A 13,752-nucleotide genomic window follows, 5' to 3' on the forward strand; every position below is an offset into this window, starting at 1 on the left:
CGGCCCCACCAACATCACGACTGACCGACCCACGCGACAAGGAAGCGATCATGACCACCGACGCCACTCCGGGTATCGATCCGGCGCCGAATCCGCATGCCACCGAGGAACAGGTGCAGGCCGCTCTGAAGGACACCAAGCTCGCCCAGGTGCTCTACCACGACTGGGAGGCCGAGACCTACGACGAGAAGTGGTCGATCAGCTTCGACGAACGCTGCATCGATTACGCGCGTGGACGTTTCGACGCCATCGAGATCGACGAGCCGCTGCCGTACGGGCGCGCGATGGAACTCGGTTGCGGCACTGGCTTCTTCCTGCTGAACCTCATGCAGTCGGGTGTCGCCGACAAGGGTTCGGTCACCGACCTGTCGCCGGGCATGGTGAAGGTCGCACTGCGCAACGCCGAGAACCTGGGACTCGACGTCGACGGCCGGGTTGCCGACGCGGAGAAGATCCCGTACGACGACAACACCTTCGACCTCGTCGTCGGACACGCTGTGCTGCACCACATCCCCGACGTCGAGCAGGCGCTGCGCGAGGTGCTGCGCGTGCTCAAGCCTGGCGGTCGTTTCATCTTCGCCGGCGAGCCGTCGACCATCGGCGACTTCTACGCGCGCTGGATGAGCCGCGCGACGTGGGCCGTCACCACCAACGTGACCAAGTTCGGGCCGCTGCAGAGCTGGCGGCGTCCGCAGGAGGAGCTCGACGAGTCCTCGCGCGCCGCGGCTCTAGAGGCCGTCGTCGACATCCACACCTTCGATCCCGACGAGCTGGCCGGCATCGCCCGTTCCGCCGGAGCCGCCAAGGTCGCCACCGCCACCGAGGAACTGGCCGCCGCCATGCTCGGCTGGCCGGTCCGCACCTTCGAGGCCGCGGTGCCGCCGGAGAAGCTCGGCTGGGGCTGGGCGCGGTTCGCGTTCGGCGGCTGGAAGCGCCTGACCTGGCTCGACGAGAACGTCCTGCGCAAGGTCGTGCCGCAGAAGTTCTTCTACAACGTGGTGGTCACCGGCACCAAGCCCGGCGATTCGTAGAAAGCGCAGGGTTATAGCGCGCATTCTCTCTACCGATCGGGTCGTCGCCTCTGCGGCGGCCCGATCGTCGTTTTCGGGACCGAGGCCGCTTCCTGCGTGCAACCATGGGCTATGGCCACCCTGCTGACGTCCGATGAGTTCGAGATCCGTCTGCTCTTCAGTGATCCGGTACCGGAGGTGAGGCAGTTCCTCCACGAGGTCATCGCGAAGCGTGAACCGATCGCTCTCGACGTCGAGGGCACGGTGCATCTGCTGAACGTCGCCAACGCCAGACACGTGGTGCTGGCCGATCAGGACCCGGACGACGAGTCGCTGGCGACCGGCGATCGGACCACGATCGTCACATCCCTCGTGGAGCTGCGTCAGTAGGCTCTGCGACGCGGCGGGCGGCCCGGGGAGACGCGGGCCACGACGGTAGCCTGCAAGGATCATGAGCTACTCCTTCAGTCTCGACGACGTCGCCTTCCTGCGGTCGCGGCATGGTGAGAAGGCCCTGGAGACGGTGTCGGCTCTGGCCCTCACCCCGGCGTCGATGCTGTCCGACATCACCGAGGTCCGCAGCCGGTATGCACCGCATGATGCCGCGCTGATCGAGACCGTCCGGAACCGTCGACGAGCCGCGTCGAAACTGCGGGACCCGGCCGAGTTGTTGCTCACCGACGACGGCGTGCAGCAGGCGACCGCCTCGGTCGTCGCCGCGCACCGCGCCGTCGAGATCGCCGCCCGGTTTCCGGCGTCGGTGGTCCACGACATGACCTGCTCGATCGGTGCGGAGCTACGAGAACTGGTGCGCGTCAACGGGATCACCAGAGTGATCGGCAGCGACCTCGACCGCGTCCGGCTCGCGATGGCGCGCCACAACGTACCCGACGCGACGCTCCTCGTCGCCGACGCGCTCACCCCGACCTCGACTGCGGACGTACTCCTCGCCGACCCCGCGCGACGGTCCGACGCCGGCCGGATCTTCCGCCTCGACCAACTGACCCCACCGCTGCTGGAACTGCTCGCCACCTATGCGGGCCGCGTACTGATCGTGAAATGTGCTCCCGGACTGGATCATCAGTTGCTGCGCAATCGGTTCGGATTCGACGGCGAGGTCCAGGTGACCTCGCTCGACGGCGGTGTCCGGGAAGCGTGCCTGTGGTCGGGGCCGGGGATCGAGGCCCGGCGCCGGGCAACGGTTCTGCGTACGCGGCCCGACGGGACGGTGTCGCAGTTCGAGATCACCGATCACGAGGACGACGACGTGCCGGCAGGCGAGGCGGGGGAGTGGATCGTCGACCCGGACGGTGCCGTCGTGCGTGCCGGTCTCGTCAAGCACTACGCCCACCGTTTCGGCCTGTGGCAGCTCGATCCCCAGATCGCCTACCTGACCGGCGATTCGGTGCCTGCGGGAGCACGTGGGTTCCGCGTGATCGAGCAGGTGGGGGTGACGGAGAAGGTTCTCCGCAAGGCCCTGGCCGCGCACGGTTGCGGGCCGCTCGAGATCCTCGTCCGCGGCCTCGACGTCGATCCCGATCAGCTCCGCAAGAAGCTCAAACCCAAGGGCGCCCGGCCACTGTCGGTGGTGCTCACCCGGATCGGACGCAAGGGAACCGCCTTCATCTGCGAGCCGGGAATCAGGTTCTGACCCGATCGCTTGTAAACCGGAGCTTGACACCCGGGTGCTTGTAAACCTATCCTTTACAAGTGTCCGAGGTGGAAGAAACAGCACGGGAGATCGAGCGATACGCGCGCAGCGTGGCGACCGGACCCGGTTCCGAACCGGGTGACCCGGGTGCCCGCGAAGCGGCTCTGACCAGAGTCCATGACGCACTCCAATTGGGCGGTCGCGCAGAGGAATTGCTCAGTGCCACGGCTCGTTCGGCGCGCGAGTTCGGGTGTACCTGGCAGGAGATCGGCGACGTCGTCGGCGTCACCCGTCAGGCGGCGTTCCAACGCTTCGGCAAACCCATCGATCCCAGAACAGGAGCACCCATGCAGAAAGTCACGATTGCCCACGCCGACGCCATGGCCCTTGACGTCATCGAGAAGATCACCGAGGCCGAGTGGGCGACCGTCACAGCACGTTTCGACGAGACCATGACGGCTGCCCTGTCCGACGCCGCACTGGCCGACGCTTGGGCGTCGGTGGTGGCACTGCACGGTGAACTCGAGAGGACCGGAACGCCTTTCGTGCGCGGTCACGGCCTCCACACGGTGGTCGACGTGCCGCTCGAGCAGGAGGCCGGGGAGATGGTTTTCCGCGTGGCGTTCGACGCCGACGGTCGGATCGCGGGATTGTTCTTCCTCAATCCCGACGCAGCGAGCCAGGAGCTCTGAGCGACCACGCACAAACACGAATGCGGGCTGAGTGCCGGTTTCCGGCACTCAGCCCGCATTCTGGTTCGGGCGCGTCATCCCAGGTTGGCCTTGCTGTCGAAGAAGTACACCTCGCCGAGGTTGGTCGCGGTCGCGATCTGGCCCCAGTAGGAGACCGAGACGCCGGTCGCGAAACCCGACGAATTCGGCAGTGGCAGGGTGCGTTTCGTCGCCCCGTCGTCGGTGGAGACCTCCACCAGCGACAGCGTGTCCTTGCCGGCGTCGCGGACGACCGTCCAGGCGGTCTTCTGCTGGGTCAACGCAGACAGGCTCACCGTGGCGAGATCGGTGCGCTGCCACACCTTTTCGGCGCGGTCACCCGCGTCTCGGTACAGCGTGAGCGGGGCACCGAGCGAACCGGTGGGGATGATCAGGCCGTCGGGCGACACGGTCATCGTCGCGAAGCCGTGGCCGCCGATGTCCTGGGTCCACTTGGTCGACCCGTTCTCGGTGTTCAGGGCGACGATCTTGCCGTCGCGCGAGAAGGCGTAGAGCGTCGCACCGTCGGCGGACAGGGTCGGCGTACCGATGACGCCGCTCGGGACGTCGGTCTGCCACGCGGTTCGCACCTCGCGCTTGCCGGCGACCTTGTTGTACTTCATCGCCCGGATCTGCGACGACGCCGCGCCGTGCGGGAAGAAGTTGAGGTAGAAGCGTTCCCGGTCGGTGTCGACCGCCGCGGGTGCCGGGATCGCGCACTGCGGTCCGTTGCGCACACAGTCGCCGAAGCCGAGGAGCGGCTCCTCCGGATCGGCGTCGTCGCGCAGCTTCACCTCGGGGGCGACGAGCTCGTTGCGCTGGGTGTCGATCAAGAGGATCTGGCCCTGCGTCGTCGTCACCAGCACCTCGTTCGGCGCAGCGAACTTCGCCGACAGCGGGACACCGATCACGCCGGCGCGCCAGCGGATCGCACCACCGGCGTTGAACGCGAGGAAGGTGGCCTCCTCGCCGAGGTACGGCTGGTCGTACTGGTCGACGAGCATCGCGTTGACCTCGACCCCGGCACGCATGTCCTTGCAGAAGTTCTTGCGTCCCGACCGGCCGTCGAGCACCAGGACGTTGCAACCCTGGGTGGCATTCGACGTGACCCCCACATTGCCCTTGCCGGAGATCGTGACCGGCGCCGTGACCGGACCGCCGGTGGGTCGGGTCCAGCTGAGGGTCAGATCATCGGGGACGTCGGCGTAGGCGAAGTTCGCGTTGCCGGGCACGCCGCCGTAGCTGGGCCAGCCGACGCTCGGGATCGAGCGTACGTCGATGTGACCGTCGGAGCAGCCGGCGAGCACCAGCGAGCTCACGGCCGTGACGGCGACGAACAGGCGGGTCAGCGCAGATCGGCGGTGTCGGGACACCTGCGGTCGTGCCAAGGCCATCGGCGCTCCTCATCGTCGGTCCTCACCGGCACGCGTCGTGCCAGCAGTGAGCCTATCGTGCGCGATTTTCGGGTCGTTTAGGGTTTGTCCCATGACCACCATGTGGAACGCCTCCTACCGGTCCCGACGCCGCGCCGGCCGTCGCCGCGACCCCGAGCAGGCGCGATTCCTCACTCTCGATTCGCTGCGCTGGGTGCAACGCAACCGCGCGTACACCCCGTGGTACCTGGTCCGTTACTACCGTCTCGCGAAGTTCCGTCTGGCCAACCCGCACGTTGTGCTGCGCGGCATGGTGTTCCTCGGCCGCAACGTGGAGATCCACTGCACCCCGGAGCTCGCCCGGATGGAGATCGGCCGCTGGGTCCACATCGGCGACGGCAACTCGATCCGCTGCCACGAGGGCAGCCTGAAGATCGGCGACAAGACCGTCTTCGGCTGCAACAACGTGGTGAACGCCTACCTCGACCTCGAGATCGGTGGATCCACCCTCGTCGCCGATTGGTGCTATATCTGCGACTTCGACCACAAGATGGACGACATCACGCTGCCCATCAAGGATCAGGGCATCGTGAAGGGCCCGGTCCGCATCGGCCCGGACACGTGGGTCGCGGCCAAGGTGTCGGTGCTGCGCAACACCATCGTCGGCCGAGGCTGTGTCCTCGGCTCGCACGCGGTGGTCAAGGGGATGATCCCGGACTACTCGGTCGCGGTCGGGGCGCCGGCTCGCGTGGTCAAGAACCGCATGGACGACTGGGCCGAGAACGCCGAGCAGCGCGCCGAACTCGAACGCGCCCTCGCCGACATCGAACGCAAGAAAGCGGCGGCGGAAAAGGCCGCGGCGGAAGGGCGGTAGGCGCTCAGGGAACGGGGTGGTCGGGCTTCGCCGGGTCGCGTTCGGGCAACGGACGCATCGGAATGTCCGGTCGTCCGACCGGATGGCGCACCCGGCGCTTGGCGGCCAGGTGCACCGACGCGGTGCGTTCGGCCACCTCGGCCCAGGAGAACTCGGCGGTCAGTCGGGCCCGTGCGCGGACAGCCCGTTGCGCTGCGGCGCCGGGGTCCGAGAGCGTCGCCCGTACCGCAGCGGCGAGCCCGGCGACGTCGGCCGGTTCGAAGGTGAGGCCGGTGTCGGGTTCCTGCACGGCCTCGCCCAGGCCGCCGGCGGTCGAGACGATCAGCGGGATGCCGGTGGCCGCCGCCTCGAGGGCGACGATGCCGAACGGCTCGTAGCGGCTCGGCAAGACGATCGCGTCGCAGCGGTGCATGAGGGTCACCAGCTGGTCGTGGTCGACGGCGCCGATGAACCGCACCGCCTTGCTCACACGATGCTTGCGGGCCTGCTCCATCAGCCACTCCCGCTGGGTGCCGTCACCGGCGATGGTGAGAGTGGTACCCGGGTGGCTCCGACGGATACGGGGGAGTGCGGCCAGCAGGTCCTGCACACCCTTCTCGTACTCGAGGCGACCGGCGAACAACAGTTCCGCCGGGCCGACGGTCCGCGTGCGGGCCGCGAACGGCCATGTGCGGATGTCGATTCCGTTGTGGATCACCGCGATGTCGGCGGCGTCGTAACCGAAGAGCCGGTTCACCTCGTCGCGCATGGATGCCGAACAGGTGATGAGAGCGTCGGATTCGGCGACGAGCCACCATTCGACCGAGTGCACCTGCCGATTGGTGCGGCCGCTGACCCAGCCGCTGTGCCGACCGGCTTCGGTGGCGTGGATGGTGGAAACCAGTGGCACGTCGAAGAATTCGGCCAGCGCGATCGCCGGGTGGGCGACCAGCCAGTCATGCGCGTGCACGACCTCGGGGATCCATCGTGCGGTGGAATCGGCGAAAGCCCGTTCGCCGGCCAGGATCCTGAGCCCGGCACGGATGAACGAGTGTCCCATGGCGAGAGTCCAGGCCATCATGTCCTGACCGAACTCGAACTCCGGCGGGTCCTCGGCGACCGCGATCACGCGCACGCCGTCGACGACTGTGTCGGTCGTCGGATGCGTGAGTGCGTCGGTGCCGGACGGGCGTCGGGTCAGGACCGCCACATCGTGTCCGGCGGCGGCCATCTCCGTGGCGAGGTGATGCACATGCCGACCCAGTCCGCCGACGACGACGGGTGGGTACTCCCACGACACGAACAACACTTTCATCCGATGCTCCCCTCGGCATCCGCGGTCAGGATCGCGTGCAGACGGCGCGCGTCGAGTGCGGGGAAGAGATTGTCGGCCCGCGCCCAGTTCTGCACGAGCGTCGCCGCCGCGTCGTCGCGACCACGGAGCGCGGCGTCGCTGATCTCTCGCGTGGCGTGCGCGTGCGTGTGCGCACGGGAGACAGCGTACTGCGCGGCAGTGTCCTTCGACACCATGAAAGGCCAGTCGGAGGACACCGTGAGCAGCGTCTCCCGGATGATCTGATCGGCGACACGGCTGCGCTCTCCGCCACCGGCGAGGAGTTTGGCCACGGCGTCGAGGGCGGTCTCGGTCACCTCCTCGTTGAGGGTGACGAGATGCTGCACCTGTGGACCGTTCCACACGCGCCAGTCCTTACCCGACCCCCACGATGACGCGGGGAGATCGACCGGCTCGCCGACGAGTCCGGATCGCGTTGCGCCGGCGAGGGTTCCGACCTTCACCCCGACCTCGGGCAGGCGACGAAGGACGCGTTCGAGCCAGATCGGACCCTCATGCCACCAATGCCCGAAGAGCTCGGTGTCGAAGGCCGCGACCACCAGGGCGTCGCGGCCGATGCGCGTCGACTCTTCGATGAGGCGCTCGCGGACATGCCCGACGAAATCCTCGACGTGTCGGTCGATCACTGCGTCGACGTGTGCCGGGTCGTAGGGCTTCTTCTCGTCGCCCGGCACCGAGCGACCCGTGACGCGGAACCGCTTGAGTCCCGATTCGTGGTCGTAGGTGTGGAAGTCGCGGTAGGCGGCGTGGCCGGGATAGCCCGACTTCGGCGACCACACGCGGTAACTCACCGTGAGGTCGCGTCCATAGGCGATGACACCGCTGTCGCCGACCGGGCGGCCGAGTGCGGTGTCGCCGTGGAGGGTCGGGCCGTCGACCATGAAGTGCCCGACTCCGGCGCGGGCGTACTCGGCCTCCATGCCCGGCGCGAAGGCGCATTCGGGCGCCCAGATGCCTGCGGGGTCGAAACCCCAGCGCGCGTGCGCGTCGTGGAGACCCTCACGGAGGAAGAACGTCCGCAGGCGTGGATCGAGCAGCGGAGCGAACGGATGCGCGAGCGGTCCGCCGAGGATCTCGGCGACCCCGCTCGAGGCGACGCGACGAATCAGCGGCGAGGCGCCGTGTCGCCACTTCGTCTCGAAGGTCTCCAGCGCTCGCTGGGCTTCGAGGTACTCACGGCGACCGGCGTCGGCGCGGTCGGCATCGTTCGACGTCGCGGCCTCGGTCGCCCGCAGCTGCCAGTCGGCCAGCCATTCGTACATCGACGACGCACAGTGAGGGTCGTCGAGCTGCGCGGCCAGGACCGGGGTGATCCCGAGGGTCAACTGGTCGGTGAGACCGTCGTCGGCGAGGCGCTCGAGGACGTCGAGCAGTGGGATGTACGACGACGCCCACGACTGGTAGAGCCATTCCTCACCGACCGGCCAGCGACCGTGATTTGCCAGCCAGGGCAGGTGGGAGTGCAGGACGAAGGTGAACTGTCCCGGAACCTCGGGGGTGCTGATGGTCATTGCTCAGGCCCGGGTCGCCACCGCGAACAGGTCGAGCGAGGCATCGATGTCGGAGTCGCGCGCGTCGAGCACGGCGAAGTCCTCGGCGGCCACCCCGGCGACGTCGTCGACCAGGTCGGCCGGCCACGGTTCGCCGGCGAGGGCACGCTCGATCTGGGCGTCGATCAGCGATCCGCCCCACTTCTCGTCGAGCGCGGTCAGCCGCGGTCCGTGGTGCACGCCGAGCATCGCGTCGAGGGCGAACCCGCCCTCGACGATCAGTGCGGTGAGTTCGGCGGCGTTCAGCTCACGGGTGTGGAACGGGTTGAGAGGGGTGTCGCGGCCGGGGGAGAAGGTGATCCGGTTGGGCGTCGAGATCAGCAGCTCGCCGCCCGGACGCAGCACGCGTCGGCATTCGGCGATGAATGCGGCCTGGTCCCAGAGGTGTTCGATCACCTGGAAGTTCACCACGAGATCCACCGAGGCGTCGGCCAGCGGAAGATCGATCAGATTGCCCTGGTGCACGACGAGCCCGGGGTAGCGGCGACGGGTGTGTTCGACCGCCGAGGTGTCGTAATCGACGCAGACCACCGACGACGCCCCGGCGTCGGCGATCATCGCGGCCCCGTAGCCCTCGCCGGATCCGGCTTCCAGGATCTCGCGTCCCCGGCAGCGGTCGAGGATATGGCGGTAGGCGATCTCGTGGCGGCGGAACCAGTAGTTCTCCGCGGGGATGCCCGGAACCGTCCGTTCACCGGTCAGCGCCAGCTGTTGGTCGGCGTCGAGGGACTCCAGACCGGTCATCCCGGCCGTCGGCGGAGAACCGAGGTCTGCGTCAGTCATCTGCAAGAGCGTAGGGCATGGGGTCGCGGCCTCCCGGTTCGTCCCGGCGCCGCGACCGACCGAGCGATCGTGCGTGATCGCTGCAGGGTTCCCTGTCCAGGTACGACGCCGGTCCAAAGTGTGAGGTAGTCAATGTTTAGTGAGAACATAGGAGACGCTAAAGTGGTGGAGACCCATGGCCTTACCCGCCGGTAAGTTGCCGAACCCGACGCAGGAGGTCGACGTAGACCAATGACAAACATTGTCGTACTGATCAAGCAGGTTCCCGACACGTGGTCCGAGCGCAAGTTGTCCGACGACGACTACACCTTGGACCGCGAGGCAGCTGACGCGGTTCTGGACGAGATCAACGAGCGCGCCGTCGAGGAAGCGCTGAAGATCAAGGAAGCCGACGGCGGTGAGGTCACCATCCTGACTGCGGGTCCCGACCGCGCCACCGACGCCATCCGCAAGGCCCTGTCGATGGGCGCCGACAAGGCGATCCACATCAAGGACGACCAGCTCCACGGCTCGGACGCGGTCCAGACCGCCTACGTCCTGGCCCGCGCACTGGGCACCGTCGAGGGCGTCGAACTCGTCATCGCCGGCAACGAGGCCACCGACGGCCGCGTCGGCGCGATCCCGGCCATGATCGCCGAGTACCTCGAGCTCCCGCACCTGACCCACCTGCGCAAGCTGACCCTCGAGGGCGAGACCCTCAAGGGCGAGCGCGAGACCGACGAGGGCATCTTCCACGTCGAGGCACAGCTCCCGGCGATCGTCTCGGTCAACGAGAAGATCAACGAGCCCCGCTTCCCGTCCTTCAAGGGCATCATGGCCGCGAAGAAGAAGGAAGTCACCGTCGTCTCGCTGGCCGAGATCGACGTCGAGCCGACCGACGTGGGCCTGGAGAACGCCGGCAGCGTCGTGAACTCCTCCACCCCGAAGCCGCCGAAGACCGCGGGCGAGCGCGTCACCGACGAAGGCGACGGCGGCACGAAGGTCGCCGAGTACCTGGTCGGCCAGAAGATCATCTGATCTTCCCCACCAGTCCATCCGGCGAACCCCAGACATTCAGGAGAAAACCAACATGGCAGAAGTACTCGTGCTCGTGGAGCAGGACGCCGAAGGCGCCCTGAAGAAGGTCACCAGCGAGCTCATCACCGCCGCCCGCGCTCTCGGTACCCCGTCGGCTGTCGTCGTCGGCAAGCCCGGCACCGCCGACGCGATCATCGACGGCCTCAAGGAAGCCGGCGCCGAGAAGGTCTACGTCGCCGAGTCCGACGACGCGGCCGGCTACCTGATCAACCCGCAGGTCGATGTGCTGTCCTCGATCGCCGAGAGCGCCGCTCCGGCAGCGGTCCTGGTCGCGGCCACCGCCGACGGCAAGGAGATCGCCGGTCGTCTCGCCGTGCGTCTCGGCTCGGGTGTGCTCGCCGACGTCGTCGACGTCAAGGAAGGCGGCGTGGGCATCCACTCGATCTTCGGTGGCGCGTTCACCGTCGAGGCGCAGGCCAAGGGCGACACCCCGGTGATCTCGATCCGCCCCGGTGGCGTCGAGGCCGCTCCGCAGGCCGGTGCCGGCGAGCGTGTCGACGTCGAGGTCCCGGCAGCTGCCGAGAACGCCGTCAAGATCACCAAGGTCGAGCCGAACATCGGTGGCGACCGTCCCGAGCTCACCGAGGCGTCGATCGTCGTCTCCGGTGGTCGCGGTGTCGGTAGCGCCGAGAAGTTCTCGGTCGTCGAGGAGCTCGCCGACGCGCTCGGTGCCGCCGTCGGCGCCTCGCGCGCCGCCGTCGACTCCGGCTACTACCCGGGTCAGTTCCAGGTCGGTCAGACCGGTAAGACCGTGTCGCCGCAGCTCTATGTCGCCCTGGGCATCTCGGGCGCCATCCAGCACCGCGCCGGCATGCAGACCTCGAAGACCATCGTCGCCGTCAACAAGGACGAAGAGGCGCCGATCTTCGAGATCGCCGACTACGGCATCGTGGGCGACCTGTTCAACGTCGCCCCGCAGCTGACCGAAGAGGTCAAGAAGCGCAAGTGATCCGGTAGATCACGCAGTACCCCGGTGGCCCCCGACGTTCGCGTCGGGGGCCACCGTGTGTTCGCGGCCCGTTCACCCGAGGTCGCCGGAGCGGCACGTGTTCATCCGGATCGCCCCGACACGTCATGCGGCCGTGGTCGTGGCGACGCCGGCGGTGGCTTTCATACGGGGCATGAACGCTCTACAGTCCATCGCCACCACCGCGGCAACCGATTCCGCCGTCTCGGCCACCCTGCTGACCGCCGGACCCGTGCGGGTGCTGGTGTCCGACGACTCGGCCGACATCCTTGCCGCCCAACGACTTCGCTACCGGGTCTTCGCCGACGAGCCCGGCTTCTCCGACCGTATCGGCGACGCGACCACCGGCTGCGACGCCGACCGGTTCGACGAGTTCTGTGAGCACCTCGTCGTGCGGCACGACGACCACGGCGTCATCGGGTGCGCACGGCTGCTGGCACCTCCGCGTGCGATCGCCGCCGGCGGCTGGTACTCATCCACCGAGTTCGACCTGAGTCGATTGGCCGACATCTTCTCCGAGACAGTCGAACTGGGGCGCGCCTGCGTGGACGGCAGGCATCGTGACGGATCGGTCACCGCCCTCATGTGGGCGGCCCTGCTGCAATACATGGATCTCGCGGGCTACCGGTACCTGATGGGTTGCGTGTCGGTGCCGCTGCACAGCCCGGGGGAGTGGATGCCCGGGTCCGTGCTGCGCGCCGTCCGCGACCGCCTGCGCGAGGAGTATGCCGACGCCGATCGACGAGTCACCCCGCTGACGCCAGCACGCATCGGTGGGCGGCTCCTCGACGACATCACGCCGTCGGACACCATCGGGATGCCGCCCCTGATGCGCGGATACCTGCGGATGGGCGCCCGTATCTGTGGTGAGCCCGCCGTCGACGACGTCTTCGATGTCGCGGACTTCCTCACCCTCATCGACCGGGAGGGCGCCAACCGGCGCTATCTCGACCGCCTGCGATCGAGTGCCCAGCGTCTCGGCTCGGCAGGGGCCTGACCGCGGTGACCATCATGCCGGTGGAGCGTCACCCGTGGTTCCCGGTGAGCACCTGCGGGCATGCCTGCCTCGGTCCGCGGGCCGAGAGGCGGGCAGCCGACGCCGTGGTCACCGGTGGGCGGTTGTGTCGTCTGGCCGCGATCGCCGGCTGGATCGTCGCGACACCCATTGCCGACGGGACGATGGCGCGGCTCCGGAGGCGGCCCCGACGAGCCCTGCGTGCGCGGGCCGCGGGTCCGCTGCTCGCCGCGCTCGGCATCAGGGTCGTCGTCGACGACCGGCGGAGGGATCCGCGCGCAACCGGACTCATCGTCGCCAACCACATCTCCTTTCTCGACGTCCTCGCGCTGGCTCTCGTCAGCCCGGCACCGGTGGTGGCGAAGTCCGACGTCGTCGACATGCCGGTGGTGGCCGGGCTCGCGCGCCGGTTCGGGGTGATCGCGGTAGACCGTGGGACGCTGCGCGGACTCCCGGCGGCAGTGGGTGAGGTCTCCGCGCGCCTGGCAACCGGATCGTCGGTGATCGTGTTCCCGGAGGGGACAACCTTCTGCGGCCGGACCGGCGGTGCGTTCCGGCCCGCGTTCTTCCAGGCGGCGGTCGACGCCGGGGTGCCGGTGTTCCCGGTTCGCCTACGGTTCCTCGGGCCCGACGGGCGTGCCGCGACGGCCCCGAGCTTCATCGGCGACGACTCACCGCTCGACACCTTGCGCCGGGTGCTGCGGGCCCGCGGACTGACGGTGGTCGTCCGCCTCGAACACGCCGAGGTGCCGGGCGCCGACCGTCGCGAACTGGCCCGGCGTTGCGAGCGTGTGTTGAGCGCCGCGGAAAGTGACATCGAACGTTCTCTGATATAGGTTCCTTCGCAAGCGGCCGCGCACGCGGCCGAGGAGATCGCCGTATGTCGAAGGAGTCCGACGATGACGTCCACCCTGACCCGAGAAGCGGCCCGCGCCAAGTTCTTCGAACTGCGGGAAGCGGAAGGGCTCGTCGACGACGCGGTCCTCGACACCGTCTGGGCAGGACTGACGACGCTGCGTCCCGAGGAGATGCTCGGCGCCTGGAAGGGCGGTGAGTTCACCACCGGCCACGCCATCAACGGGATGCTGGCGAAGGCCAACTGGTTCGGCAAGACCTTCACCTCGCGCAGCGATGTGCAGCCGCTGGTCTGCCGTGACGAGAACGGCAAGCTGTTCTCCAACGTCAAGCTCGGCAAGGGTGAGGCGAGCCTGTGGGCGGTCGAGTTCCGCGGGGAGATCACCGCGTCGATGGTCTACGACGGCCAGCCGGTCATCGATCACTTCAAGCGCGTCGACGACACCACCGTCATGGGCATCATGAACGGCAAGGGCGGCGTCATCGACGGACGGCACCTGTACTTCTACCTCGAACGCGTCTGAGACGTCCGAGAAGGCGGCCGCGGGGTCGGG

The 13,752-nt window shown here is 68.2% G+C and carries 14 protein-coding genes; 10 read left to right on the plus strand and 4 right to left on the minus strand.

The annotated features are described in order from the left end of the window. Window positions 1-50 precede the first annotated feature (50 nt). From C5O27_RS11130 to C5O27_RS11145, 4 genes are all read left to right on the plus strand, one after another. Entirely contained in the window at window positions 51-1,031 is a 981-nt protein-coding gene (locus C5O27_RS11130; RefSeq protein ID WP_127962721.1) for a class I SAM-dependent methyltransferase, read from the plus strand. A 111-nt stretch (window positions 1,032-1,142) separates the two neighbouring features. Continuing rightward, on the plus strand, window positions 1,143-1,400 hold the full coding sequence (locus C5O27_RS11135; RefSeq protein ID WP_006359419.1) for a hypothetical protein: 258 nt from the start codon (window positions 1,143-1,145) through the stop codon (window positions 1,398-1,400). Window positions 1,401-1,461: 61 nt separating this feature from the next. Then, on the plus strand, window positions 1,462-2,661 hold the full coding sequence (locus tag C5O27_RS11140; RefSeq protein ID WP_127962722.1) for a class I SAM-dependent methyltransferase: 1,200 nt from the start codon (window positions 1,462-1,464) through the stop codon (window positions 2,659-2,661). Window positions 2,662-2,720: 59 nt separating this feature from the next. After that, complete coding sequence (locus tag C5O27_RS11145) at window positions 2,721-3,353, plus strand: DUF3887 domain-containing protein (protein WP_127962723.1); 633 nt, start codon at window positions 2,721-2,723, stop codon at window positions 3,351-3,353. A 74-nt stretch (window positions 3,354-3,427) separates the two neighbouring features. Here C5O27_RS11145 and C5O27_RS11150 read toward each other — a convergent pair whose 3' ends face one another. Then, on the minus strand, window positions 3,428-4,765 hold the full coding sequence (locus C5O27_RS11150) for an outer membrane protein assembly factor BamB family protein (RefSeq protein WP_127962724.1): 1,338 nt from the start codon (window positions 4,763-4,765) through the stop codon (window positions 3,428-3,430). Between the two features lie 91 nt (window positions 4,766-4,856). Here C5O27_RS11150 and C5O27_RS11155 point away from each other — a divergent pair, with 91 nt between their 5' ends. Beyond that, window positions 4,857-5,618 (plus strand): acyltransferase, encoded by a 762-nt coding sequence (locus tag C5O27_RS11155; protein ID WP_127962725.1) that lies wholly within the window; start codon window positions 4,857-4,859, stop codon window positions 5,616-5,618. A gap of 4 nt (window positions 5,619-5,622) precedes the next feature. On the opposite strand, the gene C5O27_RS11160 is transcribed toward C5O27_RS11155, so the two are convergent. The 3 genes from C5O27_RS11160 to C5O27_RS11170 are packed head-to-tail and all read right to left on the minus strand — an operon-like array spanning window position 5,623 to window position 9,284. Continuing rightward, entirely contained in the window at window positions 5,623-6,912 is a 1,290-nt protein-coding gene (locus C5O27_RS11160; protein WP_127962726.1) for a glycosyltransferase family 4 protein, read from the minus strand. Next, the gene (locus tag C5O27_RS11165; RefSeq protein ID WP_127962727.1) at window positions 6,909-8,462 is read right to left on the minus strand and encodes a 1,4-alpha-glucan branching protein domain-containing protein; all 1,554 of its coding nucleotides are present in this window, start codon (window positions 8,460-8,462) and stop codon (window positions 6,909-6,911) included. Before C5O27_RS11165 ends, C5O27_RS11160 begins: the two co-directional genes overlap by 4 nt. 3 nt (window positions 8,463-8,465) lie before the next feature. After that, window positions 8,466-9,284, minus strand: coding sequence for a class I SAM-dependent methyltransferase (locus C5O27_RS11170; protein ID WP_035751233.1), 819 nt, complete (start codon window positions 9,282-9,284; stop codon window positions 8,466-8,468). 231 nt (window positions 9,285-9,515) lie between these two features. Here C5O27_RS11170 and C5O27_RS11175 point away from each other — a divergent pair, with 231 nt between their 5' ends. The 5 genes from C5O27_RS11175 to C5O27_RS11195 all read left to right on the plus strand — a co-directional run bounded on the left by C5O27_RS11175 (window position 9,516) and on the right by C5O27_RS11195 (window position 13,722). Further along, entirely contained in the window at window positions 9,516-10,301 is a 786-nt protein-coding gene (locus C5O27_RS11175) for an electron transfer flavoprotein subunit beta/FixA family protein (protein WP_035751234.1), read from the plus strand. Between the two features lie 52 nt (window positions 10,302-10,353). After that, a complete protein-coding gene (locus tag C5O27_RS11180) occupies window positions 10,354-11,310 on the plus strand; it encodes an electron transfer flavoprotein subunit alpha/FixB family protein (RefSeq protein ID WP_006359410.1) in 957 nt (318 codons plus the stop codon). A 97-nt stretch (window positions 11,311-11,407) separates the two neighbouring features. Beyond that, complete coding sequence (locus C5O27_RS11185) at window positions 11,408-12,325, plus strand: GNAT family N-acetyltransferase (protein ID WP_127962728.1); 918 nt, start codon at window positions 11,408-11,410, stop codon at window positions 12,323-12,325. Between the two features lie 14 nt (window positions 12,326-12,339). Continuing rightward, window positions 12,340-13,179: a lysophospholipid acyltransferase family protein gene (locus tag C5O27_RS11190; RefSeq protein WP_035751361.1), complete on the plus strand. Its 840-nt coding sequence runs from the start codon at window positions 12,340-12,342 to the stop codon at window positions 13,177-13,179. A 63-nt stretch (window positions 13,180-13,242) separates the two neighbouring features. After that, the gene (locus C5O27_RS11195) at window positions 13,243-13,722 is read left to right on the plus strand and encodes a DUF4334 domain-containing protein (protein WP_127962729.1); all 480 of its coding nucleotides are present in this window, start codon (window positions 13,243-13,245) and stop codon (window positions 13,720-13,722) included. Window positions 13,723-13,752 lie beyond the last annotated feature (30 nt).

Origin of the sequence: Gordonia alkanivorans (genome assembly GCF_004011905.1) — a bacterium.
In the GTDB taxonomy this organism is placed as follows: Bacteria; Actinomycetota; Actinomycetes; order Mycobacteriales; family Mycobacteriaceae; genus Gordonia; species Gordonia alkanivorans.

Bases quoted from the DNA above. Each gene is read 5' to 3' on its own strand.
- C5O27_RS11155 (WP_127962725.1), top strand. From the start codon at position 4,857: ATGACCACCATGTGGAACGCCTCCTACCGGTCCCGACGCCGCGCCGGC.
- C5O27_RS11175 (WP_035751234.1), top strand. From the start codon at position 9,516: ATGACAAACATTGTCGTACTGATCAAGCAGGTTCCCGACACGTGGTCC.
- C5O27_RS11165 (WP_127962727.1), bottom strand. From the start codon at position 8,462: ATGACCATCAGCACCCCCGAGGTTCCGGGACAGTTCACCTTCGTCCTG.
- C5O27_RS11180 (WP_006359410.1), top strand. From the start codon at position 10,354: ATGGCAGAAGTACTCGTGCTCGTGGAGCAGGACGCCGAAGGCGCCCTG.
- C5O27_RS11130 (WP_127962721.1), top strand. From the start codon at position 51: ATGACCACCGACGCCACTCCGGGTATCGATCCGGCGCCGAATCCGCAT.
- C5O27_RS11190 (WP_035751361.1), top strand. From the start codon at position 12,340: ATGCCGGTGGAGCGTCACCCGTGGTTCCCGGTGAGCACCTGCGGGCAT.
- C5O27_RS11170 (WP_035751233.1), bottom strand. From the start codon at position 9,284: ATGACTGACGCAGACCTCGGTTCTCCGCCGACGGCCGGGATGACCGGT.
- C5O27_RS11150 (WP_127962724.1), bottom strand. From the start codon at position 4,765: ATGGCCTTGGCACGACCGCAGGTGTCCCGACACCGCCGATCTGCGCTG.
- C5O27_RS11135 (WP_006359419.1), top strand. From the start codon at position 1,143: ATGGCCACCCTGCTGACGTCCGATGAGTTCGAGATCCGTCTGCTCTTC.
- C5O27_RS11140 (WP_127962722.1), top strand. From the start codon at position 1,462: ATGAGCTACTCCTTCAGTCTCGACGACGTCGCCTTCCTGCGGTCGCGG.
- C5O27_RS11160 (WP_127962726.1), bottom strand. From the start codon at position 6,912: ATGAAAGTGTTGTTCGTGTCGTGGGAGTACCCACCCGTCGTCGTCGGC.
- C5O27_RS11195 (WP_127962729.1), top strand. From the start codon at position 13,243: ATGACGTCCACCCTGACCCGAGAAGCGGCCCGCGCCAAGTTCTTCGAA.